Here is a 22,642-nt window from a genome sequence, read left to right on the forward strand (position 1 = left end):
TGAGCGGCTCGTAGGCTGATGCTGCTCGGGGCCTGCTGTGGAGGTCTGCCATGCCCCGAACCATCTGGAGCGGTGCGATCAGCTTCGGCCTGGTCACGGTGCCGATCCGCGTGGTCAGCGCCACGGAGGACCACAGCGTCCGCTTCCACCAGTACCACCTGGAGGACCTGGGCCGGGTGCGGGTGAGGAAGGTCTGCGAGATCGACGGCCGCGAGGTCCAGCAGTCGGAGATCGGCAAGGGCTACCAGTGGTCGAAGACCCAGGTCATCCCTGTCACGGACGAGGAACTGCGGGCCCTTCCGCTGCCGACAGCTCGCGCCATCGAGATCGATGCGTTCGTGCCGTTGGAGTCCGTCGACCCGATCCGAATCGGAGAGGGCTACTACCTGGCGCCGGACGGCGCCGTGGCCGCGAAGCCGTACAAGCTGCTGGTGCAGGCGCTGGGCCGCTCGTCGAAGGTGGCCGTGGCGAAGTACGCGTGGTCGGGTCGGGAGCGGCTGGGGTTGCTGCGGGTGCGAGATGACGTGCTGGTGCTGCATTCCATGCTCTGGCCGGACGAGATCCGCTCCCCGGAGGAGCTGTACCCGCCGCCCGTGGACATCGACGAGGGTGAGATCGACGGCGCCCTGGCGCTCATGGACACGATGGTGCGCGACGACCTCGAAGGCGAAGAGTTCCGCGACACGTACACCGAGGCGCTCCAGGAGATCATCGAGGCCAAACGCGAGCACCGGGAGCCGCCCGCGGCGACGGAGCCGGAGACCCAGCCCGGGCAGGTGCTAGACCTGATGGCCGCACTGAACGCGTCCGTGCAGAAAGCGAAGGCCTCTCGCGGGGAGGCCGACGTGCACGAGATGCCCGCGCCGAAGAAGAAGGCTGCGAAGAAGCAGCCGTCCAAGAAGACGACGGAGAAGAAGACCGCGGCGAAGAAGCCGGCCCGCAAGCCGCGCAGCGCCTAAAGTGCCGAGCCGGCCTGATCCCGCCGGGCAGGCCCTGGGCGTTGACCAGGCCGCGAACAGCGCGCGGCCGGTGCGAATGGCCGCGGATCATGGTCGTTCGGTCAGGGATCTTCGTAGCGCCAGGTGAAGCCGGACAGCAGAGACCCGTCCCGGGGGCTCTCGCTGGTCGTCGTCGGCGCGGGCGCCGGGTCTGTGGTGCCGCGCCTTGGGCGGCGTACCCGATTCCTGATCAGCCACTTCGCCGTTGCCAGCAGCCAGCCCGCCAAGAGCATCACGACGCCGACGGTCAGGACAAGGCCTACCGTCGCGAACAGTCCGAACTCCGCCAAAACCCAAGGGATCTGTTCCTCGCTGCAGCCGCATGACTCCATGCCCGCAGGACGCTCGGGAAACACTGTCGGACGCGTCCGCGTGGCCCAACCGCCGCGTGGTGGTGATGGTTTCGGAATCCGGCAGGGTGGTCGCGGACGGAGCTCGCCACCCCACACCTCGGCTGCGTCCCGCGGACCCAGTACGCGACGCACTACGGCCACGCCGTGGAGGACATTCAGGCGTACCTCGCGAGCGAGCCAGTACGCGTCTCGGCTGACCGTTGTCGGTCGCCGCGATCGGGGCCGACGGTCGGTGGCCGTGGGCGGACAGGCCGATGCCGGAGGCGCGGTCGGCTCAGGCGCCTGCGGCCGAGACGACGGCGTCTGTGACGAAGCCGAGCAGGAGGCCGAGTAGCGGCAGCCCGGCAAGATCCGTCGGACAGGCCCTAGCTCCGGCTGTAGATCGTGATCTTGCTGGTTGGGGCAGGTATGGAGACGGGAACGGCCACCACCTCAATGGGTCCGCGCCGGGGGTAGGCAGCCCGTCTCCGGGAAGTGGCCGTTGACGTTCGCCCAGACGCGCTCCGCGGTGACGGAACCGGTGACGCAGGCGGTCCTGCCGATCCAGATCCCGTACATGCTGCCCTGAGGAGGGCTTTCGTCTCCTGAGCTGGGCCACTCCGTCACCACCTCCAGGCGGGCGGGAGCTGCCAGTGGCGCAAGGGCCTCCCGTACCTGGGCGGGCCGGGTCCGGTGCTGACGCCGCAGGTCCTCAAGGGCCTGCGTGATGTCCTTGACCTTCTCCCGGGCTCGTTTCTCGTCAGCCGGGTCCGGGAGGTCCGGGCGTCGCGCCCGGCTGTTGTCGCCGTAGAAGGGCGGCGTGTCCGGGCCGGCCGTGCCGCTGCTCGGGGTTTCGTGCTCGGAGGCGTGGAACGACCTGGTGCCGTTGAGATTAGAGAAGAGATCGTCCGCGTCCTTCCCGCAGCTCGTCAGGGCGAGGACGCAGAGCACCGCGGCTGCGGCCGTGCTGGTACGACGGGTCATGATCCGAGTGTCCCTTCGAGGGCGTGGCGGGGGCGTGAGTACGCGTACTCAACCGTGGCGCGAGTGCGGGGCCCCTGGAATTGCTTCACAGCGGGGCCCCAAGCCACTACTACCGCCCGGCCACAGCCCAAGCGTGATCACGATCTACAGCTGGAGTACTAATACTCCAGCAGGACTTTGCTGTCTGACCTGGGGTTTCGCTGGGCGGCTGGAGTGTAGCGGGCCGCGGAGTGGTCAGGGGTGGCCTTCGGCAGGCGGCCCCTCGATCGTGCGACAGCGCCGCAGGTAGTGACAGCGACGGGCGACTGCTTGGCGTTGTCGGCGCCAGCTCGACCAGCTCAGCGCGTGGTGTCGTCCTCGGCAGCCACGAAGGTGCGGCGGTCGGGGACGACAAGCTGCCAGGAGTCGCCGAATCTCCGCCACTGTGAACTCGATTGCCCCGGATGTCCCACCGGTGCCGCCCCCTTTTCCCGAACCTGGTGCGCCGTGGCGGCCAGGAAGGCATGCGCGAGCATGGCCAGAGTGATGTGCCGGTACCAGCCCGTGTAGCGACGGACCTCGTACTGGTCCAGGCCGCACTCGTTCTTCGCGGCCTGGAAACACTCCTCGATCGCCCAGCGCGTCCCGGCGATCCGCACCAGCTCCCGAACGGTGGTCTCCAAAGGGGCGTAAGCGAGGTAGTAGGCGATCTCATCGGGCTTGCTGATGCTGCGTCGGGCCAGCGCCCACCGCATCCGGTGGGGGATCTCGCCCTGGTAGTCGAACTCAGCGACCGCCGGCAGCCGCACTGCTGCCCAGTGGTAGACACGCGGTCCCTTCGCGCCGTCTCCGCACGAGATCTTCTCCCATGCTTCGGCCGGGGCCTGCGCGAACAGCCCGTCGATGCGGGGGCAGCCCACGGTGAATTGGGACTTGGGAACGGCCAGCACGTAGCCGACGCCCGACTGTTCCAGCAGCCGGCGGAAGCGGCCCTCCTGGCCGTAGGCGGCGTCCGCGGTAACCCAGGCGTTGGGCAGTGGCGAGGCGAGGGACCGCAGCACGATGCGCCGGGCCAACTCGCCCTTAGTGGCGAATACCCGCTCGTCAGGGACTTTGGCCGCGCGGCAGCGTTCGCGGTCCTCGGTCCAGGTCCTGGGCAGGTAGAGCTCGCGGTCGACCAGGGCCCGGCCCAGGGTCGTGGCGTAGGCGGCGAAGACGCCGATCTGGCAGTTCTCGGTGCGGCCGGCGGTGCCGGAGTACTGGCGTTGGACCCCGGCGGAGGTGACGCCCTTCTTGATGAACCCGGTGTCGTCGATGATGAGTACGCCATCGGTCCCGCCGAGGTTTTCGGCGACGTATTCCTGCAGGTCGTCGCGGATATCGTCGGGGTTCCACTTCGCTCCGGCGAGCAGGTGCTGTAGGCCGTCAGGGGTTGCGTGGCCTGCCTGCTCGGCCAGTTGCCAGCTGTTCTTGCGGGCCACCGGTGCGAGCAGACCACGTACGTAGTCGCGCATGCGGCGGCGTAGTTCCACCCGGCCGAAGCGATGGCCGATGGTCACGAAGAGGTCGTCCAGTTCCAGGTCCCACTGCTCGGCAACACGCGCGGTGATCACGTGGGGAGGTTGCCCCGCACGCTGTCACTACCTGCGGCGCTGTCGCACGATCGAGGGGCCGCCTGCCGAAGGCCACCCCTGACCACTCCGCGGCCCGCTACACTCCAGCCGCCCAGCGAAACCCCAGGTCAGACAGCAAAGTCCTGCTGGAGTACTAATACCACCAAACCGAAGGCGGGAAATAGATGGACCTCAACCTGACCGGCCGTCGAGCCGTCGTGACTGGTTGCGTCAAAGGGCATCGGGCGGCACGATCGGTGTACTCCACGGGGGTGGGGTCAGGCAGCAGCGGTGTAGCCGGCCGCGGTGGGTTCCTCGCCGCGCAGCGGTGTGAAGTCGATGTCCAGGCGCGGGTCGTAGGCGGCCGGCTCGTCGCCGAGTTCGTGGGTGGAGTATTCGCCGAAGCGGCGGATGTGCTCGGTCAGGTACGGCGAGACCTGCGCCAGGTCCTCCGGATCGATCTCCATCCCCTCGGCCTGCAGCTGGCGCACGATCTCGGCGATGTCGAGCGCGTTGTGGAAGATCACCGCGTTCGCGAGTAGCGCGTTGAATTTCGCGGTCTTCTCCTGCTCGACGGGGTCGTTGTCGGCGATCACGCCGCCGTTGCCGAAGCCGACCCACTGGGAGAACCGGTTGAAGGATTCGACCTTGTTCGTTGCCGCGGTCACCCGTCGGCGCAGCGGCGCGTCGGTGAGGTAGCGCAGCAGCTGGATGGTGCGGATGACGCGGCCGACCTCGCGGAAGGCGGTGTAGGTGGCGTTCTTGTTGGAGCCCGCCCGCAGCCGGCGCAGCAGCAGCGTGGAGGAGATCGCACCATCCCGTACGGAGACGGCCACCTTCATCAGGTGCCGGAACTGCGACTCGATCAGGTCCCAGTCGATGACGTGTCTGCCCGGCTCGCCGAACAGGGCGTCGATGTGCACGTACTCGGTACTACGAGTGGGCCGGTAGAAGGTCAGGTCCTTCCAGTTGCGGATCCTGGGGACCAGGTCGAAGCCGAGGAGGTGGGCGAGGGCGAAGACCGGGAACGACTGGCCTTGCGTGTCCGCATGGACGGTGGTCGGCTTCAGCTCCGAGGCGTTCTTCAGCAGGCCCTCGATGATGTAGACGGCCTCCCACACCCCGCACGGGATGAAGTGCGTGAAGAGTGCGATGTAAGTGTCGGAGATGTGGTGATATGCGATTCCGCCGGGCTTGCCGTAGCGGATGGAGGTCTCGGCGAGAAGGTTGTTGAGGTAGGTGTCCATGTGGGTGCCGTCGGCGGCGACGGTGGATCCGTCGCCCCACGCCTGGGAGATGTCGAGCTCGGCGTGAGCGTTGACGACGTCGGCGATGGCCTCGTTCAGCAGCGCGATGGAGAAGTGCCGGTTGGCGGCCAGCGACAGCTCGTGCCCGCTGACGCCGGGGATGTGCTTGGCGGCCTCGTACGGGCCCATGTTGGTGCCTTTGGTGAACGTGGTCAGCACGTACCGGCCGAAGGGGTCCTTTAACTTCGGTTCCGCTCCGGAGGCGGGGCCGAAGCGCCTCCACCACTCCACCCAGTACGCCGTCCGCGCGGTGATCCCCAGCAGCGTGCGCTCCGGCATCCGTGCCTTGATCGCCTCCTCCAGCCGCTTCGCCGAGGGCGTCTGCCCGTCCGCGTGGTGGCGTTTCAGCGATGGGATCCCGGTCTCCGGGTCGATGACCAGCCCCTCGTTGTCGGGGTAGCCGGCATCCGCTCCGACCGCCGCGGCGGTCAGCCTGTCCTGCAGCTGGGTGCGGAAGCTCGCCGCGTCGTACGACATCTCCTCGCCCGGCTCGGCCAGGCCGACCTCGGCCAGGAAGGCGGGCAGTTTCGCCTTCACCACGTCCATCGGCAGGAGCTGGTCGTTCCAATCGGCGTGATCCTCGGAGCCGGACACCGCCACGTCCCCGGTCCGCAGCGCTTCGGCCAGGGCGTGGAAGACCATCGCCTCGAAGTGCCGGCGTACGAAGCGGCCAGGCCGGTTCTTGTCCCGGATCGCCTTCTGCCAGTTCTTCGTGGCGAAGGAAACATCGACCTCCTCGCCATCCGCAGTGGTGTCGGGGATGAAGTCCCGGGCGAGCTTGTGCAGCCGCGCGTGCTCCAGGGCGTCCAGGACCTTCGTGTCGTCGGTGGTGGACACCAGCTCCACCAGCTTGGTGAAGTCGTACATCACCGCCCGGTCCTTGCGCAGGTGCCCGTACAGCAGCACTTCCCAGTAGTCGCCGTGGTGCGCGGAAACCTTCTCGATCTGCTCGTACTGCCCGTCGAACCCGCCGAAGCTGTCCACGGCCCGCAGCACCGCCGCCAGCCCGCCGGCCTGCGTGGTCACCGCAGCCGCCAGCGCATGCAGTGCGGGCGCCACCGCGCCGCCGAACTTCTCCGCCACCTGCTTGGCCCCGGTGTCCGCCTCGATGTCTCCGAGCACCTTGAGCACCTCGGCGGAAAGCTGCCCGGCCTTGGTCTTCGCCTGCTGAGCCGGGCCATCTGCGTCGACGTGCTGCAGCAGCGTGCGGTAGTTGACGATCAGCGCCTCGACCATGGCCTGCTGCTTCTCGTGTAGCTCGGCCAGCTCCTCCTTGGCGCGCTTGACCTGCAGCGCGACCCGCTTGGTGAACATCGCGGTCAGGTCGTCGCGGGCCCGCATCTGGGCCTTGCGTACCAGGCAGGCCAGCAGGGCGGCCCTCTTGAGGGGCTCGTAGTCGCGCATCCCCGGTGCGTCCGCCGCCTCGGCCTCGCCGGCGAAGTCATTCACCTTCGCCGCGGCCACACCGTCCAGCCACTCGGCGGTGGACCCGAGGCCGTCGACCCAGATCAGCTGTTCCTTCTGCTGGCGAAAGTGCGACCAGGTCGGCGACTTCGCCGGCTTCTTCAGCCCGTTGTGCTCCGTGGTGCCGTCCGAGAGCCGGTTGTCCAGCAGATCAGCCATGCGCTGGCTGCCTTCGGGTCCCATCCGCTCGTGGAGGCGGGCGAAGAGCGAGCCGTTCACCTCGGCGCGGATCCGGGCTGCCGCCCGGTCCAGCATCGAAAAGCCCGGGATCTCCAGGCCGGCCTCCACCACCTTCTCCAACCCGATATTGATCAGATCGGCGGGGCGGTTCTTCGACGCCGCCGCGTCCCGGATCGCCTCCTCGGCGACCTGCCGGGCCCGCGCGGGTTCGTAACGCGCGTCCAGACGACGGCGTACCCAACTGCGCTGTCGCTCCGCCGTGCGGCCCGTCGCGGCCGGCACGGTCCCTTCCGGGAGCTCCACCGCGCGGCGGACGAAGTCCACCACCGCCTCCGGATACTCCTGCGGCTTCGGGAAGCAGCCCATGCGCTGGTACGACTTCAGCGCCAACAGCAGCGCGAGCTGGTGCCCCTCGGAGTCCGTACGATCCGCCGCCCAGGCCGCCTCCTCACGGCTCGGCGCGAAGAACAGATGCAGCTCATGCGCACTGATCAGCCGCTTGAACCGCGGATACGCAGTCCGCTCGATCGAAGTCACAGCCCACCCCGGCCCGTACGACAGCCCAATGTCTCCACCAACGAGACAGAGCCGGACGGGTGACGGACGGAGCGATCAGCCGTCCAAGATCATCCCGTGGCGGGTTTGGAGCGTATCTGGGTCACACCCCTACCAGAACACCCGGCTGGTGGCAGTCGGGTGTGTGCCGGTCGGTGCGACCTCGGTGCCGCGTACCAGCCGTGGCTGGCAGACCTACGGGCACACGGACCGGGGCCCCACCCTCAACCCGCTCGCTCCGGCGTGGTCACCCGGCGGCTCCTCCGCGGGTTCGGCGGCCGCGGTCGCCGCCGGACTCGTCCCCCTCGCCAGTGGATCCGACGGTGCCGGATCGGTACGCATCCCCGCCGCATGGTGCGGCGTCGTCGGCTTCAAGCCCACCAATGGCCGGCTCCCGGCCCGCGATCGGGCGGGTTTGAACTCGCCCGGCGTCCTGGTGGGCGACCCGCGCGACGCCCTCGCCTATCTCGACGCGGTGGCCGAGCCGCCGGTGCCGGCCGTCCACTCCACGTACCCGCTGAGAGCCGTCTGGTCGGCCACTTTGGGATACGCGGACACCAGTCCGGCGGTCGCCGCCAGTGCCCGCCGCTCGGCGGAAAGTCTCGCGGAGGCCGGACTGATCACCCTCGCCGAAGACTCCGGCCTGACGCTCCTCGACCCCGCCCCTGCCTGGACGGCCCTCCGCGCGGGGATGCCTTCCTCGACCGAGGATGTCAGCAGGGTCGTCACCACCAACGAGGAGCGGCTGCGCGACTGCTTCCGGCGAGCCGACGTCGTCCTCACACCCACCACGCCTCACCCCCCGCACGGCCACGACGGACCAGGGGCACGGATGAGCGTCGCCCTTACCTGGGCGTTCAACCTCAGCGGGCATCCAGCGCTCAGCCTTCCGGCGGGGATCACGGCCCAGGGAGCACCCGTCGGTCTCCAACTCGTCGTCCGCCACCACGAGGAGCGACAACTCCTCGACATCGCCGACCGCGCCACCCGTCTTGGCGCCGTCCCCCGGTCGCTCGGGGCGGTTCCGGCACCCGAGCCGGGGCTGCGGCGTTGTCGGAGGGGGGTGGCACAGTGACGGACGACGATCGAGAGGAGCGGAAGGACGATGGGGGACTTCTTCGAGCGCATCGTCGATGTCGAGGTGACCGGCGAGGAGGCCGGGCCGCTCGCGGAGCGGATGGTCGACTGGATGGTCACCGAGGGTCTGATCACGCGTGAGACGTCCGGCGACGGGGTGTACAGCGCGAACGTGGACGAGGGCCATGTGCCGGGCCCGAACTGGGCGCGGGCCGTGGCCGACTCCTCCGACCCGAACTGGCGGCCGGGCCCGGTGGCCGTGATCGTCGGACGCGACCACCACTGCGGGGGCCAGGGAGAGGACGAGGCGGAGTACGCCGTCTGCCCGCGGTGCGAGACCAAGACCGTGATCATCGACTACCCCGAGTCGTTCGAGGCGGACGAGGAGGTCTGGCGGCCGTTCAGGGACGCCCTCTCCGCCTGGAAGGACACCGGTGAGGGCACCGTCCCCTGCTCCGCCTGCGGCGCCCGGGTCCCGGTCGCCGAGTGGCGGTGGGAGCCCGGTTTCGCGGTGGGTGCCCTCGCCTTCGACTTCTGGGGGTGGCCGCCGCTCTCCGCCCGCTTCTGCGCGGAGTTCAGCCGGCAGTTGGGGCACCGAACGGCGGAGCAGTCGGGCAAGTTCTGACACCTGCCCCGCCGGGAAGGCCGGCCGTCAGCGAGCCTCGTCGAGGACCTCGCGCAGCCTGCGTGCGAAGGCCTCGGGCCGGCCGGCGTAGCCGGACTCGCCGCCGAGGAAACCACCGTGGTGGCTGGGGAACACCGTCGCCTGCTGACCGAGCAGTTCGGCCGCCGCCTGAGAGGTGCGTCCGGTGAGGGTGTCGAGGGATTCCTCGCCCACGGCGATCAGGACCCGCGTCCGCGGCGCGGTCAGGGCGTCGACGTCGGGCCGGTAGCCGCTGACCGCCCAGGAGCGGTCGGACAGCAGCGGGTCGTCGCGGGAACCGTCGTCCTCGGCCGGCATCCCGAACGCGGCGGGGTCCGGGGCGGGTCGGGCGAAGTAGTCGTCGGTGAACTCGCCCCGCCACGAGGTCATCGCGACGAAGGCCGCCATGCCGGCACCCCAGCCCCGGTCCTGGTACGCCTGCCGGACGGCGGCCCGGGCGCGCTCGGCGGCCGCGGCGTCGGGAAGTACCGGGATGAGCGGCGGCTCGTGCGCCACCAGGGTGGTCACGTCGTCGGGGTACGCGGCCACGAGGGCGAGCGCGGTCACCGCGCCGCCGCTGCTCGCGAACATCTCGACCGGGCCCGCTCCGAGCGCCTCGATCACGGCGTGCACGTCGACGGCCTGCCGCTCGGGTGTGTGGTCGACCCGGCCGTCCTTGCGGACACTGCGACCGAGACCGCGCGGGTCGTAGGTGACCACGGTGCGGTCGGGGAAGTACGACGCCAGGGTGCGAAAACCGCCGGCGTCCATGGGCTGGCCGATCATGAGCAGGGGCGGACGTCCGTCGGCGGTCGGCAGCGGACCGTGGACGTCGTAGGCGAGGTCGGCCTCGGGCGTGGTGAGGATCTGAGTCGTCATGACAGTTGGACTGCCACGGCGTCCGGAACTCATCGCTCTACGTGCCGGAAATTCCACCGGACCCTCGCCCGTTTCGACCGCCCGCTGGAACGCGTCGAGCGCGTCCCGGGTCTCGGCCGGGGAGACGACCTCGCGCGGCCGGCGGGCCGGCGATGCTGACATGCGTCCATCTCCGCACGACCGAGGCCGGGTCGGCGATACGGCTCATCCTTCTCGCCGGCTCGCACGGGACGCTGCGACACACGAGGTTTCTCCTTACCGCGCTACGTCGAAAGAATTTGGATCAGGGTATCTAATGATGTTTTGTCATGATTATCTATCAGGTGTCCTGTCACGCCCGTGTCTTGTCGCGTGAGGGATGCGGGGCGCTTCGCTGTGAGGAGAGGTGAACCCGCGGATGAGTGCTCGTGGACAGGGTGATGTATCGCGCTCTGTGGGGGTGGTACGGGCGGGGTGCGCCCTGCTGTCCGGCATGGCGCTGTTGGCGGCCACGGCTCCACCGGCGGCCGCCACGTCGGCGGGGGCCGTGCCGGCGTGGGCACAGAGGGCTGATCCGTCGCAGACCTTCACCTTCACCGGCGCTCCGCAGACCTTGACGGTTCCGGCGGGGGTGGTGGTCACGATCACCGCGGACGGCGCCGGCGGCGCCGACAACACCGGCACCCCCTGTTCCGTCACGGGGACCGGTGGGACGGGGGCGCGGGTCGTCACCACCCTCCCGCAAACCGCCGCACCGACGACCTACACCGTCAACGTCGGCGGTACCGGCGGCCAGGGCTGCAACGGCAGCGGGGTGGGGGGTGCCGGCGGGTTCAACGGCGGCGCCCCGGGCGGGCCTTCCCGGCCCCTGGTTTTCGGTACGAAGGTCCGGGCGGGGGTGGCGCGTCCAGTGTCAGCGCGGGCGGCTCCTTGCTGGCGGTCGCCGGGGGCGGCGGTGCCGCCGGCGGCACCGGAGCAGGCTCTCCAGGGGGGAACGGGGGCAACGGAAGCACCGGCACGACGGCGGATGCCACCGCCGGTACCACGGGAAGTGTCACCGGCCCTGGGTCTTCACCAGGGCAGGGCGGGGGCGGCCGCAGCACCAGTACCAGCACCGGGGGTACTCCCGGTACCGCGGGCACCGGCACGCATTGTGGCGCCACGAACGGCGGGGTGGGAGGCGGGTTCTCCGGTACCACGGTCGGTACCGGCGGCAGCGGCGGCAGCATCGGCGCCGGCTGCGGCCTCACCATCATCGGGGCCGGTGGGGGCGGTGGGGGCGGGTACTTCGCCGGCGGGGGCGGCGGCAGCGCCACCGTCGACAACCGCGGCACCTCGGGGAGTGGAGGCGGAGGTGGTGGGGGCAGCAGCTTCGCCACCCCCACAGGTACCGGCACAAGCTACGCGCTGTCCACGATCGGGACGGCGAACAACAACGGCCGGGTGACCATCTCCTACAAGGTCCCGTCCTTGACCATCACCAAGACCCACACCAGGCACTTCATCCAGGGGCAGGACGGCACCTACACCATCACCGTGGGCAACGCCGCCGGGGCCGCCCCGACCAACGGCACCACGGTCACCGTGCACGACACCCTCCCCGCCGGGCTCCGCGCCGACCGCATCCGTGGCACGGGATGGAACTGCACCCTGAAGACCCTCACCTGCACCCGTAGCGACGTCCTCCTCGCCGGGAGCAGCTACCCTCCCATCACCCTGAAGGTCGACGTCTCCTGCAGGGCCCGCGCCCGGGTGACGAACACCGCCACCGTCACCGGCGGCGGTGGCACCACCACCCACACCGCCACCAACCTCACCAGGATCAAGCGTCACCAGCACGACAAGCGCTGCGCGCGCCACAGGCACTGGTAACCCGACCGGCCTGCGCCCACGGCGGGGCGTGTCCATCAGGGCAGCCCTGCCGTTGGGCTGCATGCCGGCGAACGCACCGCGCAGCAGCTCCTTCTGCCGGCGCCGGAGACGAGAATCCGCATGGTGCCCCTCCTTTTCCCTCAGTCCGCCCGTACGGCGTGGATCGCGGTGAAGGCCAGCAAGGGCGCGGCGGTCCGCGGCGGATCCTCGAGCAGGGGCGTGTGTCCGAGACCGGGCAGCAACTCGATCCTCGCGCCCGGAACCGCGCGGTACTCGGAGGCGGACGAGGATCGCCACCTGCGGTCGTCCTCGCCGAAGAGCACCAGTAACGGCTTGCCCAGGACCGCCAGCCGCTCCGGCAGCGCCCGCTGCTCCAGGTAGGAGCGGGTGGCCCGCATCGTCGTGGTGAACGTGTGGGAGGTCATCCCGCGCACGTCGTCCAGGAGTTCTTCCGGAAACTGGTAGCCCGCGCGGCTGAAGGCCGTGCTCGCGAACCGCCGGAGCTGCTCGTCGGACGGCGGCCACTGCGCGGGGCCGGTCGCGGCGGACTCCGGTGCGATGAAGGCGTCCAGGCCGGGTCCGGTGTTGACGAGCGCGAGCGCGGTCACCACCTCGGGCCGGAGTTCGGCGAGGGCGGTGGCGACCACGCCGCCACTGGAATGACCGACGACCACGGCGTGCTCGACGCCGAGCCGGTCCAGTGCCTCGCCGGCCCGACGTGCCTGGTCCGGGACCGCGTAGCTGCGGTCGGCCGGTTTGGCCGACCGGCCGTGCCCGAGCAGGTCGATCCGGATGACGCGGTGCGATCCGGTCAGCAGCGGAACCATCCGGTCCCACGAGCGGGCCGAGGACGCGGACCCGTGGATGAGCAGGAGTGCGGGGGCGGCGCGGGGGCCGTCCTGGCACACGTGGAGGTCGCAGTCGTCCAGCGACAGAGTGGAACTCTCGGTGGCCTCGGCGCCGCCGTTCACGTACGACTCGCCGTCAGAAACAGTCATGAGCCCAGTGTCGGCGCCGGTACGCGCCGGGGGATTGGACGAATGTTCCCCTTGGCCGGCTCCCCTAGCATGGGACGATGCGGACTGTTGCGCGCGGTGCGGCGGTGTGGGGCGTCGAGTGCCCGCGGCGGCCCAGCCGGACGGCCGGCGTCAGCATGGCCGGGTTCCGTGTCCGTGAGCTGGAAACGCTCCGGATCGTCCCGTACCCGGCCGTGACGCTGCTCCTGGAGTTCGGCACCGGTTCGCCGGTCCTCGACTGTGCCCCGGGGCGGCAGCAGCGGGGAAGCTTCGCCGCCGGGCCCGGGCTCGGGTCCGGCGGCGCGGTCCGGGCTCGGGGAGAGAACGTCGAGTGCGTGCAGGTGCGCCTGTCCCCGGTGATCGCACGGGCGATTCTGGGCACCTCCCCCGCCGACCTCGACGGCGCCGTCGTGTCGCTGGACGACCTGTGGGGGCGGGAGGCGGCACGGATCCGCGAGCGACTCGGCGCTGCCTCGTCGTGGCAGGACCGTTTCGAGTTGACGGACGCGCTGCTCGCCCGCCGGCATGAGGCGGGGCCGCCGGTGGACCCGGAGATGGCCTGGGCCTGGCGCCGGATCGTCGGCACCCGTGGGCTCGCCCGGGTCGACGGACTGGCGGCCGAGGTCGGGTGGAGCCGTAAGCGGCTGTGGTCCCGGTTCCGGTCGCAGCTCGGCCTGCCGCCCAAGCGCGCCGTGAAGCTGGTCCGCTTCGACCATGCCGCCCACCGCCTGGTCGCGGGTGAGGACGCGGCCCGCGTCGCGGCCGACACCGGCTACGCCGACCAGTCCCACCTGCATCGGGACGTCAAGGCGTTCACCGGGGCGACCCCGGCGACCGTGGGCGACGAGCTGTTTCTCGCCGTCGACGACATCGCATGGCCCAGTCGCAGAACAACCGCCATGCCAAGTGCTCCCCCGGGCAGCGTGCCGGGGGGAGCACTTGACCGTGCGCCTGCCGGTGAAGGGTGAGAAGACGATCACGAGCAGGACATCCGCGGGCCTAGGCCGTCACGGCGCGAGCAGCAGGCTGTCGCCGCGCTCCTTGGCGGCGGCGTAGCGCCTGGCCACGTCCTGCCAGTTGACGACCCGCCACATCGCCTCGATGAAGTCCACCTTCTGGTTCTTGTACTGGAGATAGAAGGCGTGCTCCCAGGCGTCGAAGACCAGGATCGGGGTGGAGCCCTGGCCGACGTTGCCCTGGTGGTCGTAGACCTGTTCCACGATCAGGCGGCCGCTCAGCGGCTCGTACGCCAGCACACCCCAGCCCGAACCCTGGGTCGTGGCCGCGGCCTTGGACAGCTGCGCCTTGAAGCCCGCGAAGGAACCGAACGATTCCGCGATGGCGTCGGCCAGCTCCCCCACGCCGTCCTTCTCCAGCGGCTCGCCGCCACCGTCGCCGGTCATGTTGTGCCAGTAGATGCTGTGCAGGATGTGCCCGGAGAGGTGGAAGGCCAGGTTCTTCTCCAGACCGTTGATCGAGCCCCACGACTCCTTGTCCCGCGCGTCGGCGAGCTGCTCCAGCGTGTCGTTGGCGCCCTTGACGTAGGCCGCGTGGTGCCTGTCGTGGTGCAGCTCGATGATCTCGGGGCTGATGACCGGGGCGAGCGCCGCGTAGTCGTACGGGAGTTCCGGGAGCGTGTAGACCGTCATGGCCGGCATCATCCTTCGGCTTTATTGCGAACGAGTTGCAAGTGCACCCTAGCAGCAATAATGACGCCGGCGGCGACTATTCGGCGGCCGGCTCCGCCGGCGCCGAGCCGGTCAGGCCCGCCTCCCACTTCTCCTCGATGCGACCGACCTTCCACACCACCACGGCAACGGCCCAGGTGGCGACGAACAGGCCGACGACGGCGTAGCCGATGGTGTTCAGGTCCAGGCCGGACACCCAGTCCCAGAAGCGGCCGTGCAGGTCCGCCTTGTCGGCGAGCAGGCCGAGGAGTTCCACTGTGCCGATGACGAGCGCGACGGCGACGGACAGTCCGGTCATCGTGAGGTTGTAGTAGACCTTGCGGACCGGCTTGGACAGGGCCCAGCCGTAGGCGAAGTTCATGAACGAGCCGTCGATCGTGTCCAGGAGCGACATACCGGCCGCGAAGAGCACCGGCAGGCACAGGATGGCGTACCAGGGCAGCCCTGAGGCGGCACCCGAACCGGCGAGCACGAGCAGCGCGATCTCGGTCGCGGTGTCGAAGCCGAGGCCGAAGAGCAGGCCCAGCGGATACATCTGCCACGACGTGGAGACGGCCTTCGTCAGACGCCCGAGCAGCCGGTTCATGAAGCCTCGGCTGTCGAGCTGCTTCTCCAGGGCCGCCTCGTCGAAGTGGCCGGCCCGCATGCGCCGGAAGACCTTCCAGATGCCCACCAGGATCAGCAGGTTGATGATCGCAATGATGTAGAGGAACGTTCCGGAGACGGTCGTGCCGATCCAACCGGTGATGTCGTGCAGCCCGGAGTCGCCGTTCCGGACGGGGTCCGCCAGCGCTCTCACCCCCACGGAGAGCAGGAGGGCCAGGACGAACACGACCGTGGAGTGCCCGAGGGAGAACCAGAAGCCGACCGACAGGGGCCGCCTGTCCTCCCCCATCAGCTTGCGGGTGGTGTTGTCGATCGCGGCGATGTGGTCGGCGTCGAAGGCGTGCCGCATGCCGAGCGTGTAGGCGGTGACCCCGATGCCCACGCCGAAGGCCTGGGTGCCCACGCTGTAGTGCTCCGGCGCGACGATCACGACCAGCGTGAACCAGCCGATGACGTGCAGCGCGAGGATGAAGGCGGCCATCCCGCCGACGCCGGCCCACTCCCTCCGGGTCATCGACGTGCGGACGCGGTGCCACGTGGAACCGCGTCCGGCGGTCGCGGCCGGGCGTGCGGGAGCGGAAGGTGCGGTGGGCATGGGGTACGGGCCTTGCTTCTCGGCGAGCGGCCGTCTTCAGCCGCACCCCATACGTTTCTGCACATGGTGTGCAACTAAAACAATTTGGCAGCAAGGGTCCGGTCAATTCGGTCGAGGGTGCGGGCCGAGCCGACCACACACCTCCACCGTCGCGACATTTCTGCCAGATGTTAACGAATCGCCCTATATTGATGTCGCGACGCACGGCCTGCGCCGCCACCATCCGCAGGCCGCCGACCAGACCCCAGGAGCAGCGCATGGCCACTGCCACTGAACACCGCACGCACGACGACCACACCCACACCCACGGCGAGGGTTGCGGACACGTCGCCGTCCCGCACGGCGACCACACCGACTACGTGCACGACGGACACCTGCACAAGCCCCACGCCGGCCACGTCGACGAGTGCGTGGCCGCCGGCCACGCCACCCACACCGACCACGACCACCAGCACGGCGAGGGCTGCGGGCACGTGGCCGTGCCCCACGAGGACCACGTCGACTACGTGCACGACGGCCACCACCACGCCGCCCACGAGGGGCACTGGGACGACCACTGACCCGACGGGACGTTCCCCCGCCCGACGGCCGGCGCCCTCGAGAGGGCACCGGCCGTCGCCATGTCACGACGCACAGCCGAATAGTAATGAGATTCATTTTCATGTAGCCTCCTGGTGCTCACCGAGGGCGCCCGCCGCAGGTGCCCGCAGAAGGTGCCCACCGAACCAGGAGGACCCATGGCCGTTCCCAAGCGGAAGATGTCCCGCAGCAACACCCGCCACCGCCGCGCCCAGTGGAAGGCGGCTACTCCCGCGCTCGTCCCGATCACCGTCGACGGCGCCACCTACCTCGTGCCCCAGCGGCTGGTGAAGGCCTACGAGCGCGGGCTGCTGCGCCCCGAGGGCTGACCGTTCATGCCTTCCGACCGACTTCCCGTCACCGTCCTGTCCGGATTCCTCGGCGCTGGCAAGACGACTCTCCTCAATCACGTCCTCGGCAACCGCGAGGGACTGCGTGTCGCGGTCATCGTCAACGACATGAGCGAGGTCAACATCGACGCCGCCCTGGTGCGGGGCGGCGAGGCGGCCTTGTCACGCACCGAGGAACGCCTGGTCGAGATGACCAACGGCTGCATCTGCTGCACCCTGCGCGACGACCTGCTCGAGGAGGTGGACCGGCTGGCCCGCGAGGGCCGCTTCGACTACCTGCTCATCGAGTCGTCCGGCATCTCCGAACCCATGCCGGTGGCGGCGACGTTCGCCTTCGCCCGCGACGACGGCGCCACCCTGGCGGAGGTCGCCCGCCTGGACACCATGGTCACGGTCGTCGACGCGGCCAGCTTCCTGCGCGAGCTGACCGACGGCGACGAACTCGCCGAGCGCGGCCTGGACCAGTACGAGGACGACGAACGCACCGTCAGCGACCTGCTGATGGACCAGGTCGAGTTCGCGGACGTCATCGTGCTCAACAAGCTCGACCTCGTCGACGAGGAGTCGGCGGACCGGCTGCGGGCCGCACTCACCCGCCTCAACCCGGTCGCGCGGGTCGTCACCGCCGTGCACGGCCGCGTGCGGTCCGCCGACGTCCTGGGCACCGGGCTGTTCGACCTGGAACGCGCCCAACAGGCTCCTGGCTGGGTGATGGAGCTGAACGGCGACCACGTTCCCGAGACGGAGGAGTACGGGATCTCCTCGACCGTCTTCCGCTCCGAACTGCCGTTCCACCCCAGTCGGCTGTGGACGTTCGTGACCGAGAAGCTCGACAGCGGCGCATTCGGCGAGGTCCTGCGCTCCAAGGGGTTCTTCACACTGGCCGGACGGCGGCAGGTGACGGGCCTGTGGTCGCAGGCCGGCTCCGTGGCACGCTTCGAGCCCTCCGGCGCCCGCGACGCCGACAGTCCCGAGGGCCAGGAACTGGTCTTCATCGGTACGCATCTGCACGCGGACGCGCTGCACGCGGCACTGACGGACTGTCTCCTGGCGGACGGCGAAGGCCTGCCGCCCGTCGACCCGTTCCCCGCCTGGGACACCTACGGCCTCGACGACACCTGCGCGCACGAGCACCCCGAACCCGTGGCGGGGGTGGCACGCGGCTGAGGAGCGGCGCCCCGTGCCCTCAGTGAGGCAGGTGCTCGAACTCGCTCCAGGCGCAGCGCAGGGTGTCGATCACCTCCGGGGCGGCCCCGCGGCCCTCCAGGTACTGCCGGTACGTCTCGACCGTGGCCGCCTCGGGCCAGTGGGGGTCGTTCGCGACGGCGCGGGCGAAGGACCCCAGGCGGTTCAGCTCGTCGGTGTGACTCGTGAGCCACCGCGTGAAGTCGGCTGTGTCGTTCATCGCATGTCTTCTCACCGAGGGAACGCCCACTGGTCCTGGCGCTGCCGTCCACCCCGTCGGCCGCCGTTCCTCCAGGCTCCCACGAGCGCGCGGCAAGTCAAACCGGTCGAATGTGGACGGCCGGCGGGCCGCCGAGGCCGCGGTGGCGGGTGCCGAGCCCGGGCCATACGGTGAACAGGTGCCCGCCCGTGACCCTCAGGAAGGGGCGTGCCCATGTGCGCGCACTCCCAGGACCCGCAGCCCCAGCCGGTGCTGTCCTCGCTGACGGTCGCGGCGATCTTCCTGGTCGTGACCATCGACCGGGGTGGCGAGCCGGTCGTACGGGATACCTTGTCGAAGCTGAACGGGCTCCGGCGGGCGGTCGGTTTCCGGGCGGCGGAGGGGCGGCTGAGCGCGGTCGTGGGCATCGGCTCGGATGCGTGGGACCGGCTGTTCGCGGGCCCGCGTCCGGCACAGCTGCATCGTTTCCGCGAGGTGGCCGGAGCCCGGCACCGGGCGGTCTCGACCCCCGGCGACCTGCTGTTCCACATCCGCGCGGCCCGCCTGGACCTCTGCTTCGCGCTGGCCGCCGAGATCATGGAACGGCTGCGCGGCGCCGTCACCGTGCGTGACGAGGTGCAGGGGTTCAAGTACTTCGACGTGCGTGACCTGCTCGGCTTCGTGGACGGCACGGAGAACCCGACGGGCCGGGCGGCCGACGAGGCGGTCCTGATCGGCGACGAGGACCCGGAGTTCGCCGGGAGCAGCTATGTGATCGTGCAGAAGTACCTGCACGATCTGGACACCTGGAACGCCCTGCCGGTGGAGGAGCAGGAGAGGGTCATCGGGCGCAGGAAGCTGTCCGACATCGAGCTGGACGACGCGGTCAAGCCGGCCGACTCGCACGTGGCGCTGACCACGATCGAGGATCCGGACGGGACGAAGCACGAGATCCTGCGCGACAACATGCCCTTCGGGACCGTGGGGCAGGGCGAGTTCGGGACGTACTTCATCGGTTACGCCCGTACTCCGGCGGTGATCGAGGAGATGCTGGAGCGCATGTTCCTGGGCGCCCCGCCGGCGGCTCACGACCGGATCCTGGACTTCTCCACCGCGGTCACCGGGTCGTTGTTCTCCGTGCCCACCAGCGACTTCCTCGACGACCTCCCTGACGCGCCGGCCGCGCGCGGGAGCCAGGAGGACCACGAAGAAGACGAGGCCGACGAGGTCGACGAGAACGACGGCGAGGCGGCCGAGGAGACCCAGCCCGTGCCCGCGGTGGTCCGATCGCCGGCCGTGGACGGCTCGCTGGGGATCGGCGATCTGAGGATGTGACAGGAGGCGAGCCCCCACGATGGACAATCTGCATCGTGAACTGGCACCCATCTCCGCCGCCGCGTGGGCCGATCTGGAGGAGGAGGCGCGGCGTACGTTCAAGCGGCACGTCGCGGCCCGCCGGATCGTCGACGTGCCCGAGCCGTGCGGCCCGGAGTCGGCGGGTGTGGGGACCGGGCACCTGCGGGCCGTGGCGGCGCCGGCCGAAGGGGTCGAGGCACGCCTGCGCCGGTTCCAGCCGCTGGTCGAACTGCGGGTGCCGTTCACCGTGGACCGGCAGCAGGTCGACGACGTCGCGCGCGGCGCCAAGGACGCGGACTGGCAGCCGGTCAAGGACGCCGCCCGGCAGATCGCCTTCGCCGAGGACCGCGCCGTGTTCGAGGGCTACCCGTCCGCGGACATCGCCGGTCTGCGGGAGAGTTCGTCCAACTCCGCGCTGACCCTGCCCGCGGAGGCACGCCAGTACCCGGACGTCGTCAGCAAGGCCCTGACCGCGCTGCGGCTCGCCGGTGTCGGCGGCCCGTACACGCTCGCGCTGAGCGCCGCGGCATACACCGCTGTCAGCGAGACGTCCGACTACGGATACCCCGTCATCAAACACATCGCCCGCGTGCTGGACGGCGACATCGTCTGGGCGCCCGCCATCGACGGGGCGTTCCTGCTGTCGACGCGGGGCGGGGACTTCGAACTGCGCCTCGGCCAGGACCTGTCCGTCGGCTACCTGTCGCACGACGACACCAGCATCCAGCTGTACTTCCAGGAGACGCTGACCTTCCTCGTGTACACCGCCGAAGCCGTCGTGCCCGCGCGGGGGCCGGAGCCCTGGCCCGACGAACACGCGAAGGCTCGAGCGTGAAGGCCGCCGTCACGGGGCCGACCGGACAGGCGGCGCGGGAGCCTTGCGTGACGTCCGGTCAGGATGACCGGCGGGATGCCGGTTGGGTGGTGTGCCAGGGGGCGTCGGGGCGGGTCCGGCGGGCGTTGCTGGTCAGGCGCAGCGCGTAGACCGGGTGTTCGGCGGCGCTCGGGACGGGGCCGAGGTAGTGGTGGCCGGTCATGTGGCACCAGGCGGGGAGGTCGAGCGGGGCGGCCGGATCGGTGGCGATGACGTGTACGCGGGTGCCGGGGGCGGCGCCGTCGATGGCGGCGCGCAGTCTCAGCAGGAGGGTGACGCAGAGCAGTCCGGTGCCGTCGACCGTGATGTCCGCCCCCTCCGCGTCGCCGGCGGTCACCGGGTGCCCGCCGTGGAGGGTTCCGTGGTGTCGGTGGCCGTGGCCGCCGCGGCGATCGCGGCCGCGGCCACCTCGATCTCGTCCCGGGTGGTCCAGCGGCCGAGGGAGAGACGTACGGCTTCCAGGGCCCGCGCGGGGTCAACGCCCATGGCGGTGAGGACGGGCGAGGGAGTGTGGGTGCCGCTGTGGCACGCGGAGCCGGTGGAGGCCGCGACGCGGGGGGCGCCGTCCAGCACGCGGTGGCCCGGTACGCCGTCGATGCCGATGTTCAGGGTGTTCGGCAGCCGCCGCTCCGCGGGGCCGTTGAGCCGTACCCGCCCGGGCAGGGCGTCGACGAGTCGGTGGTGCAGTTCGTCGCGCAGGCCCCTGATCCGCTGGTGCGCGCCGTCGGCGAGGTCGTCGGCGGCGAGTCGCGCGGCCGCGCCCAGGGCGACGGCGAGGGCGACGTTCTCGGTGCCGGCGCGCAGCGCGCGTTCCTGGCCGCCGCCGTAGACGACCGGCTCCAGTCGCACGCCGTCGCGCACGAACAGGGCGGCGGCACCCTTGGACGCGTACATCTTGTGCCCGACGACCGTGAGCAGGTCGACGCCCCACTCCCGTACGTCCAGGGGGATCTTGCCGACGGCCTGGGCGGCGTCGCAGTGGAACAGCGCCCCGGCCCGGTGGGCGGCGTCGGCGAGTTCCCTCACCGGCTGGAGGGCGCCGGTCTCGTTGTTGGCGGCCATGACCGACACCAGCACGGTGTCCTCGTCGAGCGCGGCGGTCAGCGCGGCCGGGTCGACCAGGCCCTCGCGGTCGACGGGCAGCACCGTGGTCCGTGCCTGGTGCAGACGCTCCAGGGCCCGGCAGGTGGCGAGGATCGCGGGGTGTTCGGTGGCCTGGGTGATGAGGTGGGGGCGGGTCCGGGCGGAGGCCAGGGCGGCTCCGCGCAGGGCGAACAGGTCGGCCTCGGAGCCGGAGGCGGTGAAGACGATCTCGTCCGGGCGGGCACCGATCAGTTCGGCGACCCGGGCGCGGGCCGCCGTGAGGGCGTGACGGGGTTCGCTGCCGTAGGGGTGGGTGCTGGAGGGGTTGCCGAAGTGGTCGGTCAGGTGGGGCAGCATCGCTTCCACGACGCGCGGGTCGACGGGGGTGGTGGCGTTGTAGTCGAGGTGGACCGGTCCGCCGGTCAGGCCCGGGTGCGGCGGCGGGAGGTGGGTCACGCGCTCGCTCCCGCGTCCACGGGCTGCTCCGCCAGGCGCCATTCGAGCATGCCGTCGTTGAGGCGGATGGCGCGGCGGCCGTTCTCGGAAAGCAGGCGGACGGCGTCGTGGGCGAGGACGCAGTAGGCGCCGCGGCAGTAGACGACGACCTCGGCGTCCTCGGGCAGTTCGCCGACGCGGTCGGCCAGTTCCTCGACGGGGATGGAGACGGCGCCGGGAATGTGTCCGGCCCGGTACTCCTCGACCGGGCGCACGTCCAGGAGCACCACCTGCCCTGCTTCCGCGCGGGTCCGCAGCTCGTCCCGGGTGACCGTGCGCCCGCCGCCTTCGCCGAGGTGGGCGTCGCGGGCGGCCGGAACGCCCGTCTGGTGGGTCTCGGCGACCTTGAGCAGCAGGGCGAAGAGCTGGGCGACGTCGTCGCCGGCGAGCCGGTAGTGGATGCGTACCCCCTCGCGCCGGGTGCTGACGAAACCGGCCTGCTTGAGGGTCTGCAGATGCGCGGAGGCGGTCGTCAGGTTGAGTCCCGCCGCCTTCGCCAGCGCGTCGACCGTGCGCTCGCCCTGGGCGAGGAGGTCGAGCAGTTCCAGGCGTTTCCCGCTGGCCAGCGCCTTGCCGCTGGCCGCGAACGCGTCGTAGAGCCGCGCCTTCGTGGGCGTCCCCGCCATGCTCTCCTCCCGTTCCCGCACCCATTCCTCCACAAATCTATGGAATATCGTACCCGAGCCGTCGCGGTCACCTGGGGAGCGTGGCGTTCGCCGCGCCGACGGCCGCGTTGTCCTCTTGTTCCTCTCCC

Annotated in this window: 21 protein-coding genes and 1 pseudogene; 11 read left to right on the forward strand and 11 right to left on the reverse strand. The window is 70.5% G+C overall.

Annotation, left to right across the window (positions count from 1 at the left end; genetic code table 11):
• The first annotated feature begins 50 nt into the window (after positions 1-50).
• Positions 51-959: a Ku protein gene (locus tag ACIHCX_RS32920; protein WP_400036061.1), complete on the forward strand. Its 909-nt coding sequence runs from the start codon at positions 51-53 to the stop codon at positions 957-959.
• A 473-nt stretch (positions 960-1,432) separates the two neighbouring features.
• Positions 1,433-1,537 (forward strand): annotated as a pseudogene (locus tag ACIHCX_RS32925) (D-2-hydroxyacid dehydrogenase family protein); the annotation flags it as partial.
• Between the two features lie 246 nt (positions 1,538-1,783).
• On the opposite strand, the gene ACIHCX_RS32930 reads toward ACIHCX_RS32925, so the two are convergent.
• The 3 genes from ACIHCX_RS32930 to ACIHCX_RS32940 all read right to left on the reverse strand — a co-directional run bounded on the left by ACIHCX_RS32930 (position 1,784) and on the right by ACIHCX_RS32940 (position 7,394).
• Positions 1,784-2,314 (reverse strand): hypothetical protein, encoded by a 531-nt coding sequence (locus tag ACIHCX_RS32930; protein WP_400036063.1) that lies wholly within the window; start codon positions 2,312-2,314, stop codon positions 1,784-1,786.
• 338 nt (positions 2,315-2,652) lie between these two features.
• Positions 2,653-3,903 carry an IS701 family transposase gene (locus tag ACIHCX_RS32935; protein ID WP_400036267.1) on the reverse strand — a complete coding sequence of 417 codons (1,251 nt, stop codon included), beginning with the start codon at positions 3,901-3,903 and terminating at the stop codon, positions 2,653-2,655.
• 281 nt (positions 3,904-4,184) lie between these two features.
• Positions 4,185-7,394, reverse strand: a complete 3,210-nt coding sequence (locus tag ACIHCX_RS32940) for a Tn3 family transposase (RefSeq protein ID WP_400036065.1) — start codon at positions 7,392-7,394, stop codon at positions 4,185-4,187.
• A gap of 28 nt (positions 7,395-7,422) precedes the next feature.
• Here ACIHCX_RS32940 and ACIHCX_RS32945 point away from each other — a divergent pair, with 28 nt between their 5' ends.
• Positions 7,423-8,487 carry an amidase family protein gene (locus tag ACIHCX_RS32945; RefSeq protein WP_400036067.1) on the forward strand — a complete coding sequence of 355 codons (1,065 nt, stop codon included), beginning with the start codon at positions 7,423-7,425 and terminating at the stop codon, positions 8,485-8,487.
• Between the two features lie 30 nt (positions 8,488-8,517).
• Positions 8,518-9,114 carry a hypothetical protein gene (locus ACIHCX_RS32950; RefSeq protein WP_400036069.1) on the forward strand — a complete coding sequence of 199 codons (597 nt, stop codon included), beginning with the start codon at positions 8,518-8,520 and terminating at the stop codon, positions 9,112-9,114.
• A gap of 27 nt (positions 9,115-9,141) precedes the next feature.
• On the opposite strand, the gene ACIHCX_RS32955 is transcribed toward ACIHCX_RS32950, so the two are convergent.
• Entirely contained in the window at positions 9,142-10,011 is an 870-nt protein-coding gene (locus ACIHCX_RS32955) for an alpha/beta fold hydrolase (protein ID WP_400036071.1), read from the reverse strand.
• 1,152 nt (positions 10,012-11,163) lie between these two features.
• Here ACIHCX_RS32955 and ACIHCX_RS32960 point away from each other — a divergent pair.
• Positions 11,164-11,862 (forward strand): hypothetical protein, encoded by a 699-nt coding sequence (locus tag ACIHCX_RS32960; RefSeq protein ID WP_400036073.1) that lies wholly within the window; start codon positions 11,164-11,166, stop codon positions 11,860-11,862.
• Between the two features lie 140 nt (positions 11,863-12,002).
• On the opposite strand, the gene ACIHCX_RS32965 is transcribed toward ACIHCX_RS32960, so the two are convergent.
• The gene (locus ACIHCX_RS32965) at positions 12,003-12,860 is read right to left on the reverse strand and encodes an alpha/beta fold hydrolase (protein ID WP_400036075.1); all 858 of its coding nucleotides are present in this window, start codon (positions 12,858-12,860) and stop codon (positions 12,003-12,005) included.
• 77 nt (positions 12,861-12,937) lie between these two features.
• Between ACIHCX_RS32965 and ACIHCX_RS32970 the strand changes: the two genes are divergently transcribed.
• Positions 12,938-13,846 (forward strand): helix-turn-helix domain-containing protein, encoded by a 909-nt coding sequence (locus tag ACIHCX_RS32970; protein WP_400036077.1) that lies wholly within the window; start codon positions 12,938-12,940, stop codon positions 13,844-13,846.
• Positions 13,847-13,885: 39 nt separating this feature from the next.
• Here the strand turns inward: ACIHCX_RS32970 and ACIHCX_RS32975 are convergent, their stop codons facing one another.
• Together ACIHCX_RS32975 and ACIHCX_RS32980 are read right to left on the reverse strand one after the other, a co-directional pair.
• Positions 13,886-14,527: a superoxide dismutase gene (locus ACIHCX_RS32975; RefSeq protein ID WP_400036079.1), complete on the reverse strand. Its 642-nt coding sequence runs from the start codon at positions 14,525-14,527 to the stop codon at positions 13,886-13,888.
• A gap of 76 nt (positions 14,528-14,603) precedes the next feature.
• Positions 14,604-15,767 carry a HoxN/HupN/NixA family nickel/cobalt transporter gene (locus ACIHCX_RS32980; protein ID WP_400036081.1) on the reverse strand — a complete coding sequence of 388 codons (1,164 nt, stop codon included), beginning with the start codon at positions 15,765-15,767 and terminating at the stop codon, positions 14,604-14,606.
• Positions 15,768-16,024: 257 nt separating this feature from the next.
• Between ACIHCX_RS32980 and ACIHCX_RS32985 the strand changes: the two genes are divergently transcribed.
• From ACIHCX_RS32985 to ACIHCX_RS32995, 3 genes are all read left to right on the forward strand, one after another.
• Positions 16,025-16,327, forward strand: coding sequence for a hypothetical protein (locus ACIHCX_RS32985; protein WP_400036083.1), 303 nt, complete (start codon positions 16,025-16,027; stop codon positions 16,325-16,327).
• 177 nt (positions 16,328-16,504) lie between these two features.
• Positions 16,505-16,675 (forward strand): 50S ribosomal protein L32, encoded by a 171-nt coding sequence (gene rpmF, locus ACIHCX_RS32990; protein ID WP_400036085.1) that lies wholly within the window; start codon positions 16,505-16,507, stop codon positions 16,673-16,675.
• A 6-nt stretch (positions 16,676-16,681) separates the two neighbouring features.
• Positions 16,682-17,863 (forward strand): GTP-binding protein, encoded by a 1,182-nt coding sequence (locus ACIHCX_RS32995; protein WP_400036087.1) that lies wholly within the window; start codon positions 16,682-16,684, stop codon positions 17,861-17,863.
• Positions 17,864-17,882: 19 nt separating this feature from the next.
• Here ACIHCX_RS32995 and ACIHCX_RS33000 read toward each other — a convergent pair whose 3' ends face one another.
• Positions 17,883-18,101, reverse strand: a complete 219-nt coding sequence (locus ACIHCX_RS33000) for a YozE family protein (RefSeq protein ID WP_400036089.1) — start codon at positions 18,099-18,101, stop codon at positions 17,883-17,885.
• Positions 18,102-18,314: 213 nt separating this feature from the next.
• On the opposite strand from ACIHCX_RS33000, the gene ACIHCX_RS33005 reads away from it, so the two are divergent.
• Together ACIHCX_RS33005 and ACIHCX_RS33010 are read left to right on the forward strand one after the other, a co-directional pair.
• The gene (locus ACIHCX_RS33005; RefSeq protein ID WP_400036091.1) at positions 18,315-19,415 is read left to right on the forward strand and encodes a Dyp-type peroxidase; all 1,101 of its coding nucleotides are present in this window, start codon (positions 18,315-18,317) and stop codon (positions 19,413-19,415) included.
• A 19-nt stretch (positions 19,416-19,434) separates the two neighbouring features.
• Positions 19,435-20,271: a family 1 encapsulin nanocompartment shell protein gene (locus tag ACIHCX_RS33010; protein ID WP_400036093.1), complete on the forward strand. Its 837-nt coding sequence runs from the start codon at positions 19,435-19,437 to the stop codon at positions 20,269-20,271.
• A 58-nt stretch (positions 20,272-20,329) separates the two neighbouring features.
• On the opposite strand, the gene ACIHCX_RS33015 is transcribed toward ACIHCX_RS33010, so the two are convergent.
• Genes ACIHCX_RS33015 through ACIHCX_RS33025 form a run of 3 tightly spaced genes read right to left on the reverse strand, consistent with a single transcriptional unit; the run spans position 20,330 to position 22,514 of the window.
• Positions 20,330-20,647: a sulfurtransferase TusA family protein gene (locus ACIHCX_RS33015; protein ID WP_400036095.1), complete on the reverse strand. Its 318-nt coding sequence runs from the start codon at positions 20,645-20,647 to the stop codon at positions 20,330-20,332.
• Positions 20,644-21,849, reverse strand: coding sequence for a cysteine desulfurase family protein (locus ACIHCX_RS33020; RefSeq protein ID WP_400036097.1), 1,206 nt, complete (start codon positions 21,847-21,849; stop codon positions 20,644-20,646). Before ACIHCX_RS33020 ends, ACIHCX_RS33015 begins: the two co-directional genes overlap by 4 nt.
• A complete protein-coding gene (locus tag ACIHCX_RS33025; protein WP_400036099.1) occupies positions 21,846-22,514 on the reverse strand; it encodes an ArsR/SmtB family transcription factor in 669 nt (222 codons plus the stop codon). The genes ACIHCX_RS33020 and ACIHCX_RS33025 overlap by 4 nt, the downstream gene beginning before the upstream one ends.
• Between the last annotated feature and the right edge of the window lie 128 nt (positions 22,515-22,642).

The organism is Streptomyces sp. NPDC052043, assembly GCF_044548235.1.
Classification (GTDB): Bacteria; Actinomycetota; Actinomycetes; order Streptomycetales; family Streptomycetaceae; genus Streptomyces.

Excerpts from the sequence above, each read along its gene's own strand:
- ACIHCX_RS32920 (WP_400036061.1), top strand. The coding sequence starts at position 51 with ATGCCCCGAACCATCTGGAGCGGTGCGATCAGCTTCGGCCTGGTCACG.
- ACIHCX_RS32930 (WP_400036063.1), bottom strand. The coding sequence starts at position 2,314 with ATGACCCGTCGTACCAGCACGGCCGCAGCCGCGGTGCTCTGCGTCCTC.
- ACIHCX_RS32945 (WP_400036067.1), top strand. The coding sequence starts at position 7,423 with ATGTCTCCACCAACGAGACAGAGCCGGACGGGTGACGGACGGAGCGAT.
- ACIHCX_RS32950 (WP_400036069.1), top strand. The coding sequence starts at position 8,518 with ATGGGGGACTTCTTCGAGCGCATCGTCGATGTCGAGGTGACCGGCGAG.
- ACIHCX_RS32955 (WP_400036071.1), bottom strand. The coding sequence starts at position 10,011 with ATGACGACTCAGATCCTCACCACGCCCGAGGCCGACCTCGCCTACGAC.
- ACIHCX_RS32965 (WP_400036075.1), bottom strand. The coding sequence starts at position 12,860 with ATGACTGTTTCTGACGGCGAGTCGTACGTGAACGGCGGCGCCGAGGCC.
- ACIHCX_RS32970 (WP_400036077.1), top strand. The coding sequence starts at position 12,938 with ATGCGGACTGTTGCGCGCGGTGCGGCGGTGTGGGGCGTCGAGTGCCCG.
- ACIHCX_RS32975 (WP_400036079.1), bottom strand. The coding sequence starts at position 14,527 with ATGACGGTCTACACGCTCCCGGAACTCCCGTACGACTACGCGGCGCTC.
- ACIHCX_RS32980 (WP_400036081.1), bottom strand. The coding sequence starts at position 15,767 with ATGCCCACCGCACCTTCCGCTCCCGCACGCCCGGCCGCGACCGCCGGA.
- ACIHCX_RS32985 (WP_400036083.1), top strand. The coding sequence starts at position 16,025 with ATGGCCACTGCCACTGAACACCGCACGCACGACGACCACACCCACACC.
- rpmF (WP_400036085.1), top strand. The coding sequence starts at position 16,505 with ATGGCCGTTCCCAAGCGGAAGATGTCCCGCAGCAACACCCGCCACCGC.
- ACIHCX_RS32995 (WP_400036087.1), top strand. The coding sequence starts at position 16,682 with ATGCCTTCCGACCGACTTCCCGTCACCGTCCTGTCCGGATTCCTCGGC.
- ACIHCX_RS33000 (WP_400036089.1), bottom strand. The coding sequence starts at position 18,101 with ATGAACGACACAGCCGACTTCACGCGGTGGCTCACGAGTCACACCGAC.
- ACIHCX_RS33005 (WP_400036091.1), top strand. The coding sequence starts at position 18,315 with ATGTGCGCGCACTCCCAGGACCCGCAGCCCCAGCCGGTGCTGTCCTCG.
- ACIHCX_RS33010 (WP_400036093.1), top strand. The coding sequence starts at position 19,435 with ATGGACAATCTGCATCGTGAACTGGCACCCATCTCCGCCGCCGCGTGG.
- ACIHCX_RS33025 (WP_400036099.1), bottom strand. The coding sequence starts at position 22,514 with ATGGCGGGGACGCCCACGAAGGCGCGGCTCTACGACGCGTTCGCGGCC.